Raw genomic sequence first — 23,347 nt, forward strand, 5'->3', positions numbered from 1 at the left:
TATTGGCACCTCGTTTATCTTACTCAAATTGAAAATAGTTTTCTGCATTGTGATAACAGATTCCTTTCACAATATCTCCTAACATATCTAAGTCGTAAGGCACTTCTCCACTTTCAACCCAGCTGCCAATGAGGTCACAAGCAAGACGACGAAAATATTCATGTCTTGTATAAGAAAGGAAGCTTCTCGAATCCGTAAGCATACCGATAAAGCGGCTAAATAAACCAAGGTTCGCCAACGCCTTCATCTGATCAAGCATACCGTCCTTTTGATCATTAAACCACCACGCCGTACCAAACTGGATTTTCCCTGGAATGCCCCCCCCTTGGAAATTTCCAATCATCGCTCCAATGATATAATTATCATTTGGATTCAAAGAATAGAGAATTGTTTTTGGCAGCGCTTCCTTTTTATCGAGAGAATCAAGTAATCGGGACAATGGTTTAGCCAGTGCAGTATCATTAATACTGTCAAAGCCGACATCTGGGCCAAGTCTATTAAACATTCTCGTATTATTATTACGAAGTGCATGCATATGAAATTGCATCACCCAGTTTAGCCGTGCATAATTTTGTCCTAGAAAAACCAATGTATAAGATTTATATTTTCTCTCTTCTTCTAATGACACTTTTCCACCTTTTAACGCTTTTGCAAAAATAGCTCCCGCTTCTTCTTTAGAAGTTTTTTCATACATCATGACATCAAGCGCATGGTCAGAAACACGGCCTCCAAGTGAATGGAAGAATTCAATCCGAGATTGTAGAGCAGTTAAAAAGGTATCAAAATCGGTAATGTTTATTCCAGATACATCCCCTAGCTTCTCAACCCATTCGTTATAGCCATCATGATTAATGTTCAATCCTTTATCAGGTCGGAAACTAGGAAATACTTTCACTTCAAAATCATCATCTTCCCGTAACTTCTGATGGTATTCCAATGAATCGATAGGGTCATCTGTCGTACAAATGACTTTTACATTAGATTTTGTAATTAAATCCCTTGCACCAAAACCTTCTCCACTTAGTTGTTTATTAACAAGCTCCCAAATTTCAGGGGCAGTTTTCTCATTTAAGATTGTGTCGATTCCGAAAAATCGCTGTAGCTCTAAATGTGTCCAGTTATACAACGGATTACCAATCGTCATTGGCACTGTTTTGGCCCAAGCCATAAATTTATCGTAATCATTAGCATTCCCTGTAATAAACTCCTCTTCAATTCCATTGGCACGCATGACCCTCCACTTATAGTGGTCACCATACAGCCATGCTTCCGTAATATTTTTGAACCTCTTATTCTCGTAAATCTCCTGGGGACTTAGGTGACAATGATAGTCAATAATGGGCATATCTTTCGCAAACTTGTTATAAAGCTCAGCTCCTGTTTCATTCGTTAATAAAAATGACTCGTCCATAAATTTCTTCATCTTCTTCACCTGCAATCAGTTTATTTTTTTAAATTTATTAATCTTTATACTATTCTATTATTTTTATAAAAAATATGCCAGGACTGAAAGTCTGGCATACTTTTTATCCGTAAAATTAAGAGCCAGAACTCCACAGCTCTTTCAAACTTTGAACATAGTCAGTCAGCGACAGCTTTGCTTCAGGAGATATGTCATCTTGCTTCGTCTTGTTGTTTATCTTCTTCAAGAAATCATCTAAGCTTTTTTCAGCCTGCTTCATATGTCCCTTTTCCGAATGATGCTGCGCTTGTTCTGCCGTGTTTCTTAGCTGGGAGATTAACGGCTGCTTAATATCTCCAGAACTTTCGTAAGAAGCAAGAATTTGCAGCAACGTGTCTACATCGGGCGCCGCTGGAGCAGCCGCACGATTAACTGTAATCATATAGATGTTTTCGGTTATTCCGTCTGCTGCTGTCACTGTTACTGTTACAATGTTCGACCCAACCTCCAAGTTATTTCCACCACTCACCACAACAGTGGCATCCGCATCTGCAGCAGTAAACGTTACTTTTACGGAAGTTGTTTCGTTCGGCACATCAACAGTATATTTGAACTGATTGGCGTCAAACCCGCTCACCGTTTCCTCGCCGACTTTCAAATCGCTTAAATCAGCGTTTGATGACAGTTGCTTCGTTTGCTTGAACAAAGGGAAGCCATTATTTTCATCGATCTCCCAAATATTTGCGAAATCCCAGCCAACATACGTTGCTTTTTGTTTCAGCTCAGCTGTCGTTTTTCCGATTCCGCAATCATTGATTGTTAAACCGGAACCGCAAACTTTAGGCGTTTGCCCAGCTGTATCGGTATTCCAATATGAGTTAATCACTTTTCCTGCGGCAAGTTCCGCGATAAAACCGCCGGATGCTGGATTTGTTGCTGTTATGATCTTAACTGTTCCGGTAAAATAGGATCGATTAATCTGCAGGTCGATGCTACTTGAACTGCTTTGCATACGTCCTACAAATCCGCCGGCTACGTTATTACCAGTAACATCCGCATGAACATAACTATCATAAATACTTACACGCGTATCTCCAACTAGACCTCCGATGTTTTTTCCGGATCCATTAATTGTACCGGTAACGGAGGCGTTTCTGATTTCACCATCGCCGTCCATATAGCCCGCTAGTCCGCCGACGTAGTTTTTACCTTTTACATCGACATTCGTCAAACCAATATTTTTAATCGATCCTCCCCAGGTTACATAACCGAAGAGACTTGCAAAATCGGTATCGGATCGCTCTATCCGTAAGCCGTTAATTACGTGGCCTTTACCATCGAAATTGCCTATAAATCTTGATTTATCAACACCGATCGGCATCCAGCCCTTGCCATCTTCTTCACTGAAATTCGATAAGTCAATGTCCTCTAATAAAATATAGTGGGCGGTCTTGTCGAGCCTCATTTTATTCAGCTCTTCTGCAGTATTGATTTGGTAAGGATCAGTCTCCGTACCAGAACCGGCCATAAGTGCAGCTTCGCGGTTAATGTTGATTGTATAAGTTTGAGTGGTTACTTTATCCCCCGCCGTCACAGTAATCACAAAGGTATTTATTTCTCCTGCTTTCAATACATGATCCCCAGTAATTTCAACCGTGGACTTTTCCTCCATCGGGATCGCATCTAAATGTGCTTCGCTCACACTGTAAGGTACATCAATGTTATACATATGAGTACCCGGGGAAAACCCTCTGATTGTATCACCATTAATTTGGATATCGTTCAAATTGGCATTGCTTGATGCAGGTGGCACTGATCCACTTAATAACGGATAATCCTCCCCTTCATCAATTTGCCAGATGAAATTAAAATCCCAATTCGCATAAGTTGCTTCCTGTTTCATCTGAGCAGTTGTTTTACCTATTCCGCCAGCGCTCACTGTTTGACCTGAAGCATCGATATCCCAATAGGAATCAGTAACAACTCCGACACCATTGGTGTCATTTCCGATAAGACCGCCAACATTAGCGGAACCAGTTACTTTTCCTGTGGAATACGTATTCGTCGCTGACCCCGAATAAAGGCCAATCAGCCCACCGACATCATTATTGCCAGTTACATTCACTCGAGCAAAGCTGTCCGAGACAGGTCTTGAAATTTGTCCGCCTAACCCACCTACATATCTCGCTCCTTTAACAGTACCTGTAGCGTAGCTCGTTTTGATCGAGCCGCTTCCGCTCATATAAGAAACGAGTGCACCGGTATAATTTTTACCTTCAATATATACGTTTTCCAAAGCAACGTTTTTAATAGTAGCTTCATTGCCCGTGTAGCCAAATAAAGCAGAATGGTCGGAATCGGGTCGCTTTATAGTGAGTCCATTAATAATAAAACCATTACCATCGAATCCGCCCGAAAAGCGGTTACTTCCCGTTTGATCAATAGGGAGCCAGCCTTTCCCGTCTCCTGAATCGAAAAACGTCAAGTCTAGATTTGCGCCAAGTTTGTATTGGGCAGCAGGATTTTTTCGAATATTATAGAGGTCCTGTGCCGTCATGACCATGTATGGATCTTCCACCGTACCAGAACCGTCCATTACTGCGTCTAGATCTGGTTTAAGGATTCTTGATTTAATCGTAAAAGTGTCGCCTGAAGCCCCGGAACCACACTCGATACTTTCATCTTTGTGTGACGGTCCGCATACAAAGGTCCCTACTATTTCATCGTCTTTAAAATCAAGTTTTACTGCACCGAAATGATAAAACCTTTCGGCAGACCAAGGTGGTGGAGTACAGTTTTTAAATTTACAATCTGTTTCTTTATCAATTGATAATGTTGACCCTCCTGTACCTGCCACAACATGGAGTACACCGAAGGTTTTTTCTGGGTGGGTCCGTTCATAGTGGTGATCATGAGCAATTAAGTTGAGGGCGAATTTCGGATACTTTTTCGCCAAACCTTCCATAAGATCGGCTAATTCGGGATTACTTCCGTGGTAGCCGCTCGAATAGGTTGGTCTATGTCCGAATGTAACTACAAAGGTTATATTGTCATCGGCTTCCGCTTCTTCCATAATGACAGCAGCTTCGGAGGCCCAGCTTGACCAAGAAGAATTGCCAAATGGCTCGGGGTAAGCGATAAACCGCGTATTTCCATAATCAAACCAATACCAATCTCCCGGAATTCCTTGCGTCGGAGTGTTGCTGCTCATCCCTTTATCGATTTGTGGATTAGGCAAGTCGAAACGTCCCTTATAATTAGTCAAATCATCAAAAGCACTTTGCCATTCATGATTTCCCCAGTTAGGCATATAAGGCGTTTCCCTGCTCCAAACCATGACATCGTTGAAATGGGCATTCACTGATTCCTGCCCTTCTTGATCCCCATAAGTAAAATCTCCTAACCCTAAATAAAGATCGGGATTCAAAGATGCGATGAGTTCATTTACAAACTTTGCATTTGAGAAACGAATGGAAGCACCGACATCTCCTGTCGTAACGACGGAAAAACCAGAGCTGCCAGCTTTCGGCGCCGTATGGAATGTGTAATCCTTTCCGTCATCAATCGTATAATGATAAGTTGTGCCCGGTTTCAATCCCGTAATTTTAGCCTCACGAAATAATCCATCAACAGGAGTTCTTGGTTTAACGATCGGATCTCCGGCTTTCACCGATTGATCGTATGTATTCGCCTTCTCACCAAATTGAATCGTATCAGGACCGTACACCCAATCAAACGTAACTGAGTCGGGACCCGTGATTGTGTAGTGAATTTGTTCTGCGGGCTTTACCTCCGCAGCTTCAGCTGAATGAGGTGCGGATAATGGTACGATTCCAAGCGAGTTCGCCAATAGCATGACGAATAAACCAATCATGGAAAAAAATCTTGCTTTCCCCTTTTTCATAAACACACCTCCACATAATATTAAGTGCCAAATTATAGTGTAATAGTAGATTATTAATTTAATTTCCTATATTTGTTAATATGTCGTTAATATTTGATTAACGTCTCGTTGTGGGAAATTTTAAGAATCATAGAAGTCCCGATTTCACGCCCATTTATTGAGAACGGGCGTGAAAATCAGGATCATTTAACTACTTTGATACTTCCGAAAGCCTATTTAGACCAGGCTTTCATTAGAGCTTGGGCTGCATTGGTAAGACTGTCTTTAGCATCTGGGGTAACATTCTTTTGTTTTTGAGCGTTATTCAAATGCTTTAGGAAGTCCTCCATTTTTTTGACAGCTTGCTTATTTGACCCTTTATTGAATTGATGAACTGCCTGATCAAGGCTATTCCTCAATTGATTAACTAAAGGTCCGTTCACTTTTCCTGAAGCAATATATTGGTCTAGTAAATTTTGCAATGCCTCTAATTCAGCAACTTGAGGTTCACCGTCTTTGTACTTACTATAATCAAAGTATCTTACATGATGGGAAGTTCCAGGTGTAACGATAAAAACTTGTGAAGGATCATGCGGGTTCATCTCAACATCTCTAACATACGGCCATGATAAACCTTCATTAACCTTTTTCCATGTTTCACCGCCGTCAACCGTCAACCATGCACCGCTAGATTCAGGAACTCCTCCAGCGATCCAGACATTGGCCGATCCAGCAATAATAATATTCTCATCTAGTGGATTGACGTCAAATCCTCTGATAAACTCATCTTCAAAAATCTTTTCCCACGTTTTGCCGTGATCCGTACTGCGATACAATCCAGGAGAATTGTTATTCGTCCCGTCATCATTTTGGTAAGGTCCTATAGCTAGGAATACATGCTCAGGATTTTGTTTAGAAACGACAATCTTTTGTACTCCTTCAAATTCGACGCCTCCGACTTGTTCCCACGTCGCGCCCTTATCTGTAGAACGGAAGAATCCATCCGCACCGCCTGCATAGACGTAATTACCATCCGTAGGATCAACTGCTGTTGCAGCTGTACGATCAGGATTGACATCCCAAGTTTCAAAACCGTTATATTCGTAAGGGCCCTTTCCAGTTGCTTCTCTCATATCTAAAACTTGTTTCCAACTTGTACCGTCATCTACGCTCTTAAAGACGGTATCATCCGCAACGACATACAAAGTACGGTTATTGATAGGACTCGTTTTATCAAGTGATAATCCGCGAATAGCAGCACCATTTTGGTAGCTATTCCATCTTGGTGATTCCGACTTTGGAAGACCTTTATGTGATTCTACCCAACTGCCGTTTGCCCCATAATCTGTACTCTTAACGAGAATTTGGTCCACGTAATAGCCGCCAAGACCGGCCCATACGACATTCTCACGATCCGGATCGGGTAAGATCGCTTGGGCTTGACCGCCGATTCCTTTCCAATCACTAACAAATCCATCTTGGTTTGAGTGTTGCCAAGACCGACCATTATCTTTACTTCTCCAAAATCCGATATCCGCGTTTCCTGTGTAAATGATATTTGGATTTGCTTCACTAATTTTAAGTGAAAAAGATACAACGTTACTTACACCAGTCGTCGAATACCAATTTCCTTCCTCATCTGTACGAGAAGTGGATGCCGCCGATTTAAAACTTCTTGCACCATCATCGGATCTAAATACCCACTGAGAATCAACCCAGAAGTATGAATCTGGATTTGCCATAGACGCCGCAATCGTCTTGACGTAAGCTGGGGAAGTAGAATAATAGTGATGAATCGCCCCTAATTCAAACGTCCCTGGTTTCGTTGCCTCCGCGATGAGTTCAAATCCTTCTGCTGCTTTATCTGAACGATATTCATACACTTTTGGGTAATTTCTCAGTTCCTCGCTTGGCTTTGTATCTGACCAGCCACGAATGTCAAACAGTCTTACGACTGAATTACCTTTTTCTTCTTTTACTTTAACGATTCCGAATGTTTTCGTTAATTGTTCCCACGTCCATTTACCGTCTTTAAATGTTCCTTTATAAAGTCCTGTACCTGGGAGGTTCAAGTTTCTTCTATTCCCTTTAGAAACATACAGTACATTTGGATCAACAGGGTCTAATTCGAAGTCGGATACATACCTCATAAATAGAGGCTCCTCGATCGTGCCAGTTTTTTGGTACGCCGCTCTATATTCCCCGTTTGTATGCAAGTAAAATTGCTGCTGACCGTCCGCATCGTACAAAGGTAATCCCATACCATTGTCTCCGCCATATGCCGGGTATGAATGCATGTCGCCTGCAACAATTTCCCAATCCTTCCCTCCATTTACAGATTGATAAATAGAGCTTTTCGGTCCTTCCCAATACAATCCAGTTTCTTCCGTGAATTGATCTGGCTGTGAAAGGATGTATAAGTTATCCGGATTGGTGTAATCTACAACGATTTTTTGTACACGCATATTTTCGTTAAACTTAACGAGTTTGTCTTTATCATCGTATTCATTAAGGAATACTTTAACTGGATTCCACGTCTCTCCTCTGTCTGTTGTCTTGAAGATGACTGCATCGGTTCCTTCCCAGTTATGGTGAGCGGCCGCATATCCAATGTTCGGATTTGACTTTGAGAAAGTCATCGAAGTAAAGTAAAGCAACGCGCCGTCTTCGGCATCACCCCACTCATCATGCACATCACCGAGCGGATCCTTATACTTCGTGCCGATTTCACCTGGTTTTAAATCTCTGATGACTTTAAATGTTCCTGTTCTTTTCCAAGGATCCCAGTCTTCTGATAGAATTGGATAAAATTGATGGCCGCCGTCGTCACTCTTGTACATAATATCTTCAGCACCAATGAAAACGACATTCGCATCATCTGGAATAAATCCGACCATACTTGTGTGGTTATGATACACTAAGCCATTCCAGTAGCCTCTGTTTTCCCATGTTTTTCCGTTGTCATAACTTAAATATGGACCAGACAAGTCTGAAGCTGCTACGGCAATACCGTGTGGATATTTCTCACTTGCAGGTCCCGCTCCTACGGAGAAGAACGCTCCACCAGCACCCGGTTCTACCATTTGCCATTGATCAGGTTTTTGAAAATCATTACTATTAGTTGGTGCCGGAGTCTTTTCAGCGGCTGCAACTGAAGCCAACTGAACAAACAATCCAATTACAAGCAGGAAAGAAATTATCTTAAATAACCGTTTCTTCATTATTTACCTCCTTCAGTTTTTAAAAATTTGAACCGTACCCTTTTAAAATGCAATTGTAATCATCATCACTCCTTTAAACTAGACAACGATGCATTATGTGTAAGCGTATACATATTTGTAGTTGGGATATTAATTCAATTTTCAACATATTGAATATACTTTTAAACTATCACAATATCACATGGTTATCATGGTTAAATAGTCCTATTTTATTTGCATTCCGATTTGTATTTCTGAATGACGAACAAAAAACCAACGCAGATTATATTCAATCTGCGTTGTGATAGTCTACCACGTATGAAGTAACTCTTTTACTTGTTTATTTAAAGCTTCCTTTGCCTCTATTGAAACATGTTTTTTCATTGCTGGATTGTTCAAGTGCTCCAAGAAATCTTCCATTTTCTTCGCAGCCTGTTTGGTTGAGCTTTTGTTTAATTGATGCTCAGCCTGATCCAATCTATTATTCAATTGATTTACTAGCGGGCCAGTCAGATCCCCAGAGGAGATATAGCCGTCAATTAAACTACGAATCGCTTGGATACTTGGTACAGGTTCTTCGCCTGGTTCTTCTCCCGGTTCACCCGGCTCTTCACCTTCTTCAACATTCGGCAGCTGAAGAATTGGGTAACCCTTATTTCCATCCATCTTCCAAACATTATCGAAATCCCAATCGACAAACGTTTCCTGCTTTTTCATATCTTCCGTCGATTTTCCGATTCCAGCTGCACTATCCGAACGATTGGAGGCATCAATATCCCAATAAGAGGAAATAACCTCTGGGGATCTCGACATTGTGCCGATTAATCCGCCCCCATTTGATGATACTTTCCCTGCAGAATAGGCGTTAGTGAGTTTACCTCCGTTAAGTGCACCAATTAATCCACCGACTGAAGTGCCTGTACCCGTTACATCAACTACGGCAGCAATATTTGTTATTGTCGGGTCATATGTTTGGGTTCCACCGATGAGTCCCCCTACATTATTCTCGCCTTGAACTGAACCGGTAGCATACCACTTATCGTACGTTCCTCTTTGACCTGAGCTCGGATTCAAATACGACGTTACTGCTCCTACATAGTTTCGTCCTGTAATATTTACATCTTCTAACCAGATGTTTTTGAGTGTCGCAGAATAATAGATATAACCGAACAAACCTACATGATCCATTTCCGGGCGATTGATCGTTAACCCTTTAATCTTATAACCGTTGCCGTCCAAAGTTCCCATGAAAGACCCACCGCTCGTACCATCGGAGATTGGCATAAATCCTTTCCCGTCATTGTTCTTATCAAAATTTGTTAAGTCAATATCGGCGCCAAGTTTGTAATAAGCACCCTTATCTCTACGAATCCCATCGAGATGGATTGGTGTCATAATGATATAAGGGTTATCTCCTGTTCCTTCGCCTTCCATGATCTCCTCAGGTTTTAAAATATATGGGCCGCGAACAATTAATAAAATGTAGAGATGTTTCGAACCATCTTCAGCTGTAACCTTCATCGTGACGGTATTATCGCCTACACTTAAGTCTTTCAACATTCCATTTTCGAGTTTGAGATTACCTAGCGCTTTCGTTTCTAATGTTGCACCCTGATTGTCTTTTTCAGCTGCAAAAGACAAGGATGTCGTTTCATATGGGACGTGTACTGTATAGTTCAGACGCTCTTGTGAAAAACCTTCAACCTGTTTTCCATCTACCTTTAATTCTTTCAAATATCTATTTGGCGATGCTTCTGATTCATCGCGAATCACCGTAACGCTGTATACTAATTCACTTCCGTCTTGGGCAATGACCTTAGCTTGAATCAGATTTTCACCATCATTCAACTTTCCTGCACCGCTAATTTCAACTGAACTATTTGGATCTGCGAGTAGTATAGCGGATAAGATTGCCTTATTTTCATTGTTCGGGACGCTAACTTTGTAATCTAATTGATTTGGATTGAAATTATTTAATGGTTTTCCGTTCAATTCTAATCCGAGCAAACGTGCATTAGCCTTTGATTCTTGACGCAAGACTTTAAGTTGTGGATAATCTTTTTCTTCGTCAATGTCCCAAATCATTCCGAAATTCCAGTTTACGAATGTTTTTTGCTGTTGCATTTCCTTTGTTGTTTTACCATCTCCACCTGCAGATTTAGCTGGACCTATTTCTTTGTCCCAATAAGAATTTGTAACGGCAACCGATGACGTAGATCCAATCAGCCCACCACCATTGGTAACTTCTCCAGCGGCATAAGTAAAGTTAATATTTCCTGCAGCAGCGGAAGATGATGTTCTACCGACAAGTCCCCCGGCATTTGAAGTTCCGTTTACTCTTACTTTTGCATAACTATTGAATATTCTAGAATGCTGGAGATCCCCAACTAACCCTCCGACAGCAGAAGTGCCGGTGACTTCTCCTTTAGCGTAGCTGTTTTCTATTAAACCGCCACTACTAGAGTTCATCAGGCCAACAATGGCACTAACATTGCTTTTCCCTTTAATCTTTACGTTTTCCAACGAGATATTTTTGATTGTAGGGTTAGATACATATCCAAATAAACCAACCTCATTTTGATCGCGATTGATAGTCAGCCCATTTATAATAAAGCCATTCCCATCTAAAGATCCTGAAAAAATGTTATTACTGTCACCGATTGGCTTCCAACCGAATCCGTCCCCGGCATCGAATTTGCTTAAATCAATATCGGCCCCGAGCTTATAATGGGCAGTTACATTCTTTCTTATATTATTTAAATCGTCCGCAGTCATGACAATATACGGATCTATAGCTGTTCCAGCACCCTCTAACCCCTCTCCTGAATGGGGGGAAGCACGGTGGACGTTAATCGTATACGTTTCTTTCTCGCCATTTTTTGGAGTTACCGTCACTGTTACTGTATTTTCGCCTTCTTTTAAGTTGTCTCCACCGTGAACTTCTAGTTTCGCATCTGCATTTGATTGTAATTTAGCTGTCACAGTTACGGATGTTGCGGCATTTGGTACATTTACTTTATATTCATGCTGACTAGGTTTAAACCCGCTTACGGTATTACCATCCACCTTTATATCACTTAATGATGGCGATTCTTCCTTTTCGGGGGTTCGAGTTTTAACTACAAATTCATCGATGACTTCGCCTATTTCACAATCAACATCGTTAATTCCTCCTCCAGGAGGTCCACAGACGAATTGCCCTTTAATTTCGTTCTCTTCAAAATCCAACTTCACAACACCATAATGGAAGAACCGCTTAGCCGACCAATCAGGTGCCGGACATTGTTTCCATAAACAATCATCTTTACCCGGAATATGAAGACCCGCTCCTCCGGCCCCGGAAATAATCGTGACTACACCGTCAGTTATGTCTTGGGTTGTTCTTTCATAATGGTGATCATGTCCACTTAAATTCAGGATAAACTTTGGATACTTATTCGCCAAATCCCTAATGATATTTTGTAGACTCATATCACTATCACGGTATCCCGTTGACCATGCCTGTCTATGCGTTAATGTTACGATAAACTTAATATCCGGATCATTTTCAGCTTGTTCAAATAATGGTTCAGCTTGAGTTTTCCAATTATTCCATGTCGATGAACCAGCATAAGGCTCAGTCATCGCAATAAAACGGGTATTACCATAATCAAACCAATACCAATCTTTTCCGCAACAACTAATGGCCGGAGAAGTAGCTTCAGTTCGTGAGTTCGGTAAATCAAACCGCCCCTTATAATTACGCAAATCATCCCATTCTTGCACATCCCATTCATGGTTGCCCCATATCGGCATAAAAGGGATCTCTCGACTCCACTCCATCACATCGTTAAAATATTGATTGACAGATTCCTGTGAATAATCGGGCGGCCCTGCATTCGCGTATGTATAATCGCCAAGGCCGATATACATGTCAGGATCAAGACTTTTAATTAATTTATTCATCGGTACGGCCGAATCATAGTTTGCCGATGATCCGATATCTCCTGTCGCTACAATCGAGAAGCCGGAGCTCCCATGTACCGGTGCAGTTTTAAATGTAAAGTCCGGACCGTCTCCAATCGAATAATGATATTCAGTATCAGGTTCTAAATTTACTAATTTAGCCTCTCTCCATGGTCCTGGCGAAGATCTTGGGGTAATATCGGGTTCCCCTGCCCTAACTTCATGATCGTAATTGCTTGTTTTTCCGTATCTAATTACATCCGATCCTTTGTGCCAGCTAAAAGTTACCGAGTTCGGACCTGTGATTGTGTAATGAATCTGATCAGCTTGCTCCGCAGCGTATGCTACGTCAGAATTCATAGGTGGTCCGAATACTTGTACATTTGCCAATAACATAGTAATTAAAAAAATCTTAGAAATAATTGAAACTACATTTTTCTTCATGACCAAATACTCCTCCACATATTAGTAAAATGCCAAATTATACTGTACTAGTAAATTATTAATATCACTTCCTGTATTTGTTAATAGGTTGTTAATATTTGGTTAATGTCTCGTTGTAAATGGATAATTATTAGTGAAGATAGTTTAGTAGTTGGTGATCCCGGTTTCACAAATGTGAAAACCGGGATTTTTGATGTTTGCAAATAAATATTATTTTGACCAGATTTGAATAAGCGCTTGGGCTGCTTTATTAAGTTCTTCTTTAGCTTCTGAAGTGACGTTATTTTTTTGTGGAGGATTATTCAAATGCTTTAAGAAGTCTTCTATTTTCTTAACTGCTTGCTTATTTGAACCTTTATTGAATTGATGGACCGCCTGATCAAGGCTGTTATTCAATTGATTAACCAATGGGCCACTTACTTCCCCTGAAGCAATATATTGGTCAAGTAAATTCTGCATTATTTGTAACTCGTCGGCATCATCTGTCTTGTACTTACTAAAATCAAAATATCTGACATGATGAGATGTCCCCGGCGTGACAATAAATACTTGTGATGGATCATGTGGATTGAATTCTACATCCCTAACGAACGGCCATGACAAACCTTCGTTTACTTGCTGCCATGTTTTTCCTCCATCAACTGTCAGAAGTGCTCCGTCTGATTCCGGTGTTCCTCCGGACATAAATACATTGCTTGATCCCGCCATAATAATGTTCTCATCATGTGGATTTACATCAAAGCCTCGCAAAAATTCATCTTCCAAGATGAGTTCCCAATTGGCTCCTCGATCTGTACTGCGATATAATCCTGGAGAACTGATGAGGTCCCCGGAGTCCTCGTCATAAACTTGACCGATAGCAGCATAAACATGCTCAGGATTTTGTTTGGAAATCACGATTTTCTGAACCCCGGCAAATTCGGAACCTCCGATTTGCTCCCACTTAGTTCCTGCATCATTTGAACGGAAAAGTCCATCCGCTCCGCCTGCATACACATAATTTCCATCCGTATGATCAACAGCTGTTGCCGCTTGACGATCGGCTCTATAATCTGATTGGTAAGGATACGGTTTCTTGCCCAATACCGCTCTCATATTTAAAGACTCTTTCCACGTTTCACCATCATCAACACTTTTGAAGACGATATCATTGGCTACAACGTATAAAGTACGGTTATTCGTTGGACTTGTTTTATCAACCGAAAGGCCACGTAGAGCGGATCCAGTTTGACTTCCTCTTGTATTTGTTTTTGGAAGTCCTTCGCCCGAACTCTTCCAAGTCCCTAGTTTTCCATAGTCGGTACTTTTGATCATAAGCTGTTCTACGTATGCTCCGCCGAGTCCGGCCCACACAACATTAGGTCTTTCCGGGTCTAGTGCGATCGCCTGGGCTTGTCCTCCGTAATAAACCCAATCGGCAATATAGCCATGCTCGTTCGCATGTTGCCAAGATCGGCCATTATCAAGGCTTCGCCACAGTCCTATATCAGCATTACCAATAAATACGATGTTCGGATCTGCTTCACTAACTTTTAGCGTAAAGGAAACGACATTACTTACTCCAGTTGTCGTATACCATTTACCATCCTCATCTTCATGATGAACCGTCGAACCTGCTGACCTGAAGTTTCTAGCCCCGTCATCTGACATATAAACCCACTGACCATCACCCCAATAGTAAACATCCGGATCTGCCATCGATGTAGCAATCGTCTTAGAGTAAGCACTCATGGAAGAATACCAATGGGTAATACCGCCGAATGTAAAATTAAGTGGAGATGCTACTTGAGTCCAAGTTGCTCCCGCATCAGTTGATTCCCAAACTTGCGGATAAGAGCGGTTTTCTGGCTTCGTATTAGCCTCGCTCGTTCCTTCCCAACCGTTGAAAATAATCCGTCTAACAATTGTCTTATCAGGATCATTATCAACAGCTTTTAATTTAATTGCACCAATTCTATTATCGATAAGCTTCCATGTTGAACCGCCATCTGTGCTTTTGTATACACCATTTCCGGGAATACTCGTGCTGCCTCTCGCTCCTTTTACTGCGTATAGGATGTTTGGATCGACTGGATCCATTTCAATGTCGAGCATATTCCGGACAAATCTAGGTTCTGTAATAGAACCACTATTTCTTGTCATCGCTACAGCGTTCCCATCACTATTCACCGTATAGACCGCAGAGCCATCGTTATTATAGAGAGGTATTGTACTAGAAATATTATAAGTGAGCATATCCCCTCCAACGAGAGTCCAATTCACTCCGCCATCCGTAGACTTATAAATGGCATTTTGGGGGCCTCTACCAGCACCTCTTGAGCCTGTAAAACCATCCGTCTGAGACAGTATATATACGATATTTGGATTCTTGTGATCTACGACAACTTTTTGTACTCTCTTATCTTGAAGAAATTTTACCAGTTTTCCGTCTTGATCATATTCGTTAATAAAGGCCTTAACTGGTGACCATGTTTCTCCTCTATCCGTAGTCTTAAAGATAATCGCATCTGTACCTTCCCAGTCACTATGCGCCGCCGTGTAACCGATATTAGGATTAGATTTGGAGAAAGTCATCGCATTAAAGTAAAGGAGAGCACCATCTTCAAATGGTTCGTCCGCCCACCTATCATGTACATCTTGAAGAGGATGTTTATATTTTGTCCCGATCTCACCAGGCTTCAAATCTCTTACTACTTTAAATGTTCCTGTCCTTTTAAACGGATCCCAATCTTCAGAAAGAATCGGGTAAAACGTCTTGCCTTTGTCGTCACTCTTGTACATCATATCCTCAGCGCCAACAAAGATGGAACGTTCATCCTCAGGATCAAAGCCAACCATACTAAAATGGGTGTGGTATAAAATCCCTTCTGCGGTTCCTCTCGTTTCCCACGACTTTCCGTTATCATAACTAATATACGGTCCAGATAAATCCCCCGCTGCTACTGCAATACCTGTAGGACCTGCACCAACTGCGAAGAATGCTCCACCTGCACCCGGCTCAATCATTTTCCACTGATCGGGCTTTTGATAAGTATTATCTTTGGCAGGAGCTGCTGTCGCAACCGCCGACTGAAAAACCAATCCGACTCCAAGCAAGAAAGAAGTTGCTTTCAATAACGTTTTCTTCACGAGATCGATCCTCCCTTTAATTATTTCGTGCCAAGACATTTATTCCCCATATCACTCTCCTTAAAATAGACAACGAAGCAATCATTGAAAGCGCATACATATCTAAGTTTAATATATTGATTCATTTTTCAATATATAGAATCAACATTAACCTATCATGATACATTTGAACGGACAAGGTACTTTTTTCCCATTTGTTTGAATTTTAAAAATATTATTCAAAATTGCGAACAAAAAACAACGCAGAACTATTACTAGAATGGCCCTGCGTTGCTTTCTACCTTTTTATTCCCACAATTGCTTCAAACTTTGAACGTAATCCGTCAGCACTTGCTTCGCCTCTGGGGTTACATCTTTCGGCTTATTGTTTAGTTTTTTCAAGAAATCATCCAAGCTTTTTACCGCTTGTTTCATATGTCCTTTTTCCGAATGATGTTGAATCTGTTCTGCGGTGTTTCTTAGTTGGGAAGTTAATGGTTGCTTAATTTCTCCGGAAGTTTCGTAAGCCGCTACCATTTGCAGTAAGGGAGCAGCTTGTCGATCGTATTGTTCAAGGTTGCTCCACAGGGGGATTCGGATATTTCCATGAACTAAGATTCTTTGTGCGTGGAGTGTTTGTTAAGACTACCTTCGAAGAAACGTCAAGGTCTCGATAGCCATTTTCATCTTCTTTGAAGGCACTTGCGTTATCTTCTTGTTGTTCTGTTACTCCATCTATCGGAAGCATTTTGATTCCTTTGGAGGTGATTGATATACCGGACCCATTAACATCTATCACATGATAGCTGCTCACAACCCAGTCGGTATATTTTTCTGTGTATGTTTCGGCAATATCGTTATTATGACCGTATAAAGCATCAAACCCGCTGCCAGCTGTTCCGCCGGTAATATATGTTGTGCCGGTTCCGGGAACAGTTGTCACCTGATTGTTATTCATAAGCTTTGAACGCAAGTATAGGTGGTCATGTCCGGAAAGAACAACATCTATGCCACTTTCATCGAATGCGTCTGTGACAGTCTTCCAATATTCGGGCTGGGCAAGCCTCCCTAAGTATGGGCCATGATGCATTGCGACGATTCTCCACTTTTTGTCCTTCTCCTTCAATACTGACTTCATCCAGTCAAGCTGATCTTTAATCACCTTATCGCTTGAAAATGAAAAGCCCTTGTCACCCGTTTCGTCAATATTACTTATGTTGTCTGAGTAGTCAAGCACGAGGAAGATGGCATCACCGTATTCAAAGTAATAGGTGTTACCGTCAAGCCTTTGCTTAATTGCGCCTTTTGCAATAGGTTCCAATCCATTTGTTCCAGCACCTTTGTAAGCTGGCCCGTTCTTTGGAACGTTAATACGACCTTTAGCGGTAACCATATAGGGATCAATCGATTCCCAGCTTCCGGTTATTCGCGGATTGCCTTCATACTCATGATTACCTGTGGCAGAATAATATGGAGTGTTATACAAATATGGTTGTAGTGCGTAATAGTATGCGTCCCATAACTTGGTGTCGAATCCGAAGTCTACATTGTCACCCGTACTAATAATGAAGTCTATATTTGGATGATTTTTCATGGCAGTTTTTACTGCACGTCCCATAAAATGCTCATACTTTCTATAAGCCGTTTCAACGTCGATTCCACTTTCCTGTGAGTCGGTTATCCATAGAAATGAAAATTCATCTATATTTGCTGCAGGTGTTCTGAAGCTTGGTAGGTTCGTCGTATCAGTAACATGAACACCGCCATCACCTACGGAGTAAACGTATTCTGTGTCTGGTTCAAGTTCCAAAGATTCCGCTTTATGGCTAATAATCGGTGTGAGTTGCACTTCATTTTTATCATTACCCATAAAAGTTTCGTACAAGTCTCGCTGGTCAATCGGAAATGATTCACCTATAATCGTTTCAGTGAATATACCGTTAAAACCATCCTTTTTCGCATATTTAAGTACAGAATGAAGAATTGTCATATCTGAAGTCACCCAGTTGAATCTTGCTTTTACCGCGCCATTGTCTGCCGTGTCAAAGAGGAAAGTTACTGATGTAGGGATTGCGCTAACTGAACCTGGTGGTGGCGTTATTGACGGTATTTTATTCAACTTTATTGAGGGTTTCATAAAATTCGCACTCCTTTATATATTGATAGTATTAAAATACGAGATTTGTTTTTTAAAATAGCATATAAAAACAACGCAGAACTATAACTAAATAGATTCTACGTTGTTTTCAATTCTTTTTATTTCCACAAGTTTTTCAAACTTTGAACATAATCCGTCAGCGCCTGCTTCGCCTCCAGGGATATATCTTTCGGCTTATTGTTAAGCTTTTTCAAGAAATCATCTAAGCTTTTTACCGCCTGCTTCATTTGACCTTTATCCGAATGATGTCGAATCTGTTCTGCGGTGTTTCTTAGTTGGGAAGTCAGTGGTTGCTTAATGTCTCCAGAAGTTTCGTATGCTGTTAACATTTGCAGTAAAGCTTCCGGATTTGGATTTACATGTTCGCCAGGATTTTCAGGTTCTTCCGGGTCGACGGGTTCCCCTGGATCCTTAGGATCTTCCGGTAATCCATACTTATGATAATCAAAAGCCCTAACATGGTAGGAAGTACCTGGAGTCACAATAAATACTTGCGATGGGTCATGAGGGTTAAATTCCACGTCTCTCACCCATGGCCATGACAATCCATCATTTACTTGTGTCCAAGTGTTTCCTCCGTCAACTGACAGCAAAGCACCGCTTGAGTTAGGAGCCCCACCTGAAACAAACACATTCGACGATCCTGCGATAATGACACGATCATCTTTAGGATTTACCGCAAAACCTCTCAAATAATTATCCTTTAATACTTGTGTCCATGTTTCTCCACGGTCAGAACTGAAATATAACCCCTGGTTGGATCCATATGCAGCAACATACACATGTTCAGGATTTTGACGGGATACGACAATCTTCTGAATACCTTTCAATCCAGAAGGACCTGTTGGTTCCCAAGTAACTCCGGCATCAGTTGAACGGAATAAACCGTCCGCTCCCCCCGCATACACAAAATTACCGTCCGTCGGATCAACTTCCGTTGCAGCTTGGCGATCGGCGGATAAACTGTTAGCGTAATTAAATGGAGGTTGCGTACCTCTCATATTTAATACCTCTGCCCAATCGGCACCATCATTCACACTTTTGAAAACCTTATCGTCAGCAACGACATATAAAGTACGATTATCCTTTGGACTTGTTCGATCAATGGACAGCCCGCGTATTACTGCTCCAGGTTGAAAATCATCGGATCTTTTCTCCTTTGGAAGTCCACTATGCGATTCACTCCAAGTATTTAGCTTCCCGTAATCTTCACTTTTCACTAAAACTTGATCTTCGTAGTAGCCGCCAAGCCCCGCCCAGACAACATTCGGTCGTTCAGGATCAAGTGCAATTGCCTGTGCCTGGCCACCATAATATTGCCAGTCACTTAAAAATCCGTGTTGGTTCGCATGCTGCCATGATCTGCCGTTGTCTAGACTTCTCCATAAACCAATATCGGCATTTCCGATAAAAATGATGTTAGGATCCGCTTCACTAATTTTTAAAGTAAAGGAGACTACATTACTTACTCCAGTAGTCGTATACCATTTTCCATCCTTGTCCTCATGATGAACGGTCGACCCCGCTGATCGGAAACTTTTGCCTCCGTCATCAGACATATATACCCATTGATAATCTGCCCAATAGTAAACATCAGGGTCAGCCATCGATGTAGCAACTGTCCTAGAGAAGCCCCCGTTAGCATCATACCAATGCATAATCGCACCGTACTCAAAATTAGTCGCACCGGCAACTTTTTCCCACTTTTCTCCAGCATCAGCTGATTCCCAAACTTGTGGATAATTTCTATTGGCCACATCCAATGAATCTTCATCGGCACCTTCCCAGCCGCCGATAACAATACATCTCACAATTGTTTTACTTGCATCGTTATTAACCGCCTTCGTTTTGATTAAACCGATTTGATCGTTGATCTTCGTCCAAGTTGCTCCGCCATCTGTACTTTTATAAGTACCTGACCCAGGCATTGAAGAATCCCAGTACACCCCTTTGGAAGCGTATAAAATATTCGGATCCACTGGATCTATTTCGAAATCCATTACATGTCTTTGTAAAACAGGTTCGCTAAAAGTAGAGCCTTCCGAATATGATGCCGCTCTGCCATTTTCAACAACTCTTTGACCATTTTCATCAAACTTAGGCATTTCTTCATCAATATCACTGTAAGTTACAAGGTTATCAGTACCACCATTCAGAATACCCCATGTCGCTCCACCGTCAGTCGACTTATAGATCGCGGTTTGAGGTTTTCCCCAAGTAAAATGATCGTCCTGAGTGAGGAAATACACATTTTCTGGATTTTGATGATCAACAATGATTTTTAAAATCCGCTTATCTGCATTAATGACTAAGCTATTACCACTGCCCTCATTAACAAACGATTTCACAGGTTTCCACGTTTCTCCTCTGTCCGTCGTCTTAAAGATCATCGCGTCCACCGTATTATAAGTACTATGAGCTGCAGCATATCCAATATTAGGATTAGATTTTGAAAAAGTCATTGAAGTCCAGTAAAGCCTATTCGCTGAAGAGGACGGGTCTTTATAACCTTCAGTCGAACCCCTTACAACCTCAAATGTTCCAGTTCTTGTATCCCTGTTCCAATCCTTCGATAAGATTGGGTGAAAGTTGTAACCTTTATCATCACTTTTATACATGACATATTGCGAGCCTACATAGATGAGTTTTTCATCTTCTGTATCAAATCCAACCATGCTTAAATGAGCGTTATGAGTGATACCTTCTGCTTGTCCCCGATTTTCCCATGACTTCCCATCATCATAACTGATATACACACCAGATAAATCCCCAGCTGCAATGGCAATCCCAGTTGGGCCTGCACCAACTGTCATGAACGCCCCTCCAGCACCTGGTTCAATCATTTCCCATTGATCAGGCTTTTGATAATTTTCTTCTTTCGTAGGTACCGAAATAACTTCAGCAGGTGCTGCAGTTGCACCAGCGGTAGCCAACTGAATAAATAGTCCAGTCATTAACACGAAAGAGGTGATCTTAAATCGCTTTTTCTTCATTCGTTCATCCTCCCATAATTTTGATAGCGATAGGGTGTTAAACGAGCAGTATCGGATTTAAGCTATGTGTCATCCCTCCCTAAAATAGACAACGGAGCATAATTGTAAGCGAATACATATCTACGTTTGATATGTTGATTGAATATTCAGCATACCGAATCAACACAAAGTTACCATGATAGTCCTACTTGAACAAGGTACTTTCTTCCTATTTCAGTTCAAAAAAAAACAACACAGACTAGTCTGCGTTGTTTTCCTAACCGATATGAAGATGGTAAAATCCTCCTAATTAACCTTCTGTATTTCATATGTTCCATTCATACTCCCCGCTTATTCCCCCACACAAGTGCATGGAGCTGAGGGAGCACTTTTACATCTAATAATTCATCGTCTTCCGTCACTTTATCGATTAAAGCTTCGTATTTTTGCAGCAGATGGGAAACTAGCGCTTGATTGTCTACTGTTTTTGTATCATCATTGCCAACCTGTATAAAAAATGGCACTTCCGGATATCTGCTATGAATTTCTTTCGCGTAGACAAAATCAGCATCATCGAAAATAACCACTTTCAAGCTGAGATTTCCGATAAAGTCAGAAGAAAGCAGCTTATCATGTATGATCGTATCTAATATGTCAAAATTGGTTACCATACCTGAGCTTGGGGGCTTCGGCGAGATCGTAAGTTCATCAATAGAAAGCATCCAGTCTTGCCACTTAGACCCTTGAGTTTCTAAACAAGTCTTAATGTTTTTTCCCTTTAATAATCGCACTAGTCCAGCCAAATTTTTTAAAAGGGCTGGATTTCCTCCTGAAATCGTAACATGGGAAAATCCTTTGCCTCCAACATTCTGTAATTGGGCCCATATTTCTTCAGGATTCATTTGCTTAATTAGATCTTTTCCAGAACCATCCCATGTAAAAGCAGAGTCACACCACGAACAGGAATAATCACATCCGGCCGTTCTAACAAACATCGTTCGTTGGCCTATAACCATCCCTTCCCCTTGAATTGTAGGACCAAAAATCTCCATAACTGGAATTCTACTCAACTTCCATCCACTCCCGTCTTGCCTCTGCATAACTCGTTGGAGTTTCATAAAGTCGAACAAACTCCACTCTTGCTTCCTTGTATTGTTCTTGTCTTTCCAGTAATGATTCTTTCATTTTTTCATATATCCAGACCACGATGTTTTCTGCCGTTGTATTCATCGGAGGCAATGTTTCATTGATATATCTATGATCAAGAAAAATTTCAATTTCTGTTTTCCAAATATCCTTTATATCACCGAAATCAACCATCAGACCCCGCTCATCCACATATCCGCTTAATCCAAACACCACTTTGTACGTATGACCATGAAGGTTTTTACATTTCCCTTCATAATGATGAAGATGATGTGCAGCATCAAAGGTAAATTCCTTGCTGACCAAGACCCGTTTAGCGTGATATTTTAACTGGTCATACTGAATATCTTCATCGATCTTTTGAAGTTTATCAACGATGCGAAATCCGTACATGGTTTATAACTCCCCTCTATACTGCAAGTAATCTGTCAGCCCATTTTTTCTAAGCATACAGGCCGGACATTCTCCACAGCCATCGGAAATGACTCCGTTATAGCAAGTTAAAGTTTTATCACGGACAAACTGAAACGCACCAAGCTTATCGGCAAGTTCCCAAGTTTCTGCTTTATTCAGCCACATTAATGGAGTATGGATGACCATATTCTCATCCATTGACAAGTTTAGCGTTACATTCATGGACTTGATAAAATTATCACGACAATCAGGATATCCACTAAAATCTGTTTCGCTTACACCTGTGATGATGTGCTTCGCCCCAACGCCCCTTGCCAGGATTCCAGCAAAAGAAATAAACAACAGATTTCTTCCTGGAACAAACGAATTAGGCAGTTCCCCATCTTCTCCTTCTTTCACTTCAATGTCATCCCTCGTTAAAGAATTAGGTGCGAGTTGACTTAAAAGCGACATATCAAGAATATGATGCTTGATCCCAAGTTCATTCGTGATATTTTGAGCACATTCAATCTCAAGCTTATGCCTTTGATTATAATCAAATGTCACAGCCTCAACTTCTTTAAATTGCTCCATCGCCCAGAACAAACAAGTCGTACTATCCTGTCCTCCACTAAATACAACAATGGCCTTATCATTTTTCATTTAAAAATTCTCCTTTTGTACAAAAAAACAGCA

At 41.2% G+C, this 23,347-nt stretch carries 11 protein-coding genes; all 11 read right to left on the reverse strand.

Annotated features, from left to right (window positions below; all coding sequences use genetic code 11):
- Positions 1–19 precede the first annotated feature (19 nt).
- Positions 20–1,423 carry a glucuronate isomerase gene (uxaC, locus tag KHA88_RS15440; protein ID WP_213122415.1) on the reverse strand — a complete coding sequence of 468 codons (1,404 nt, stop codon included), beginning with the start codon at positions 1,421–1,423 and terminating at the stop codon, positions 20–22.
- 115 nt (positions 1,424–1,538) lie between these two features.
- Complete coding sequence (locus KHA88_RS15445; RefSeq protein ID WP_213122416.1) at positions 1,539–5,306, reverse strand: cadherin-like beta sandwich domain-containing protein; 3,768 nt, start codon at positions 5,304–5,306, stop codon at positions 1,539–1,541.
- Positions 5,307–5,518: 212 nt separating this feature from the next.
- The gene (locus tag KHA88_RS15450; RefSeq protein ID WP_213122417.1) at positions 5,519–8,506 is read right to left on the reverse strand and encodes a WD40/YVTN/BNR-like repeat-containing protein; all 2,988 of its coding nucleotides are present in this window, start codon (positions 8,504–8,506) and stop codon (positions 5,519–5,521) included.
- Between the two features lie 288 nt (positions 8,507–8,794).
- The gene (locus KHA88_RS15455; RefSeq protein ID WP_213122418.1) at positions 8,795–12,874 is read right to left on the reverse strand and encodes a cadherin-like beta sandwich domain-containing protein; all 4,080 of its coding nucleotides are present in this window, start codon (positions 12,872–12,874) and stop codon (positions 8,795–8,797) included.
- A gap of 210 nt (positions 12,875–13,084) precedes the next feature.
- Positions 13,085–16,003 carry a sialidase family protein gene (locus KHA88_RS15460; protein ID WP_213122419.1) on the reverse strand — a complete coding sequence of 973 codons (2,919 nt, stop codon included), beginning with the start codon at positions 16,001–16,003 and terminating at the stop codon, positions 13,085–13,087.
- A gap of 285 nt (positions 16,004–16,288) precedes the next feature.
- Positions 16,289–16,519 (reverse strand): FIMAH domain-containing protein, encoded by a 231-nt coding sequence (locus KHA88_RS15465; protein WP_213122420.1) that lies wholly within the window; start codon positions 16,517–16,519, stop codon positions 16,289–16,291.
- A 34-nt stretch (positions 16,520–16,553) separates the two neighbouring features.
- Positions 16,554–18,119, reverse strand: a complete 1,566-nt coding sequence (locus KHA88_RS15470; protein ID WP_213122421.1) for a purple acid phosphatase family protein — start codon at positions 18,117–18,119, stop codon at positions 16,554–16,556.
- Positions 18,120–18,238: 119 nt separating this feature from the next.
- Positions 18,239–21,133 carry a WD40/YVTN/BNR-like repeat-containing protein gene (locus tag KHA88_RS15475; RefSeq protein ID WP_213122422.1) on the reverse strand — a complete coding sequence of 965 codons (2,895 nt, stop codon included), beginning with the start codon at positions 21,131–21,133 and terminating at the stop codon, positions 18,239–18,241.
- Positions 21,134–21,450: 317 nt separating this feature from the next.
- Positions 21,451–22,182 (reverse strand): 7-carboxy-7-deazaguanine synthase QueE, encoded by a 732-nt coding sequence (queE, locus tag KHA88_RS15480; protein ID WP_213122423.1) that lies wholly within the window; start codon positions 22,180–22,182, stop codon positions 21,451–21,453.
- Positions 22,175–22,651, reverse strand: a complete 477-nt coding sequence (gene queD, locus KHA88_RS15485; RefSeq protein WP_213122424.1) for a 6-carboxytetrahydropterin synthase QueD — start codon at positions 22,649–22,651, stop codon at positions 22,175–22,177. The genes queE and queD overlap by 8 nt, the downstream gene beginning before the upstream one ends.
- Positions 22,652–22,654: 3 nt before the next feature.
- Positions 22,655–23,314 carry a 7-cyano-7-deazaguanine synthase QueC gene (gene queC / locus KHA88_RS15490; protein WP_213099250.1) on the reverse strand — a complete coding sequence of 220 codons (660 nt, stop codon included), beginning with the start codon at positions 23,312–23,314 and terminating at the stop codon, positions 22,655–22,657.
- Between the last annotated feature and the right edge of the window lie 33 nt (positions 23,315–23,347).

It is taken from the genome of Lederbergia citrea (assembly GCF_018343525.1).
GTDB lineage: Bacteria > Bacillota > Bacilli > Bacillales > Bacillaceae_C > Lederbergia > Lederbergia citrea.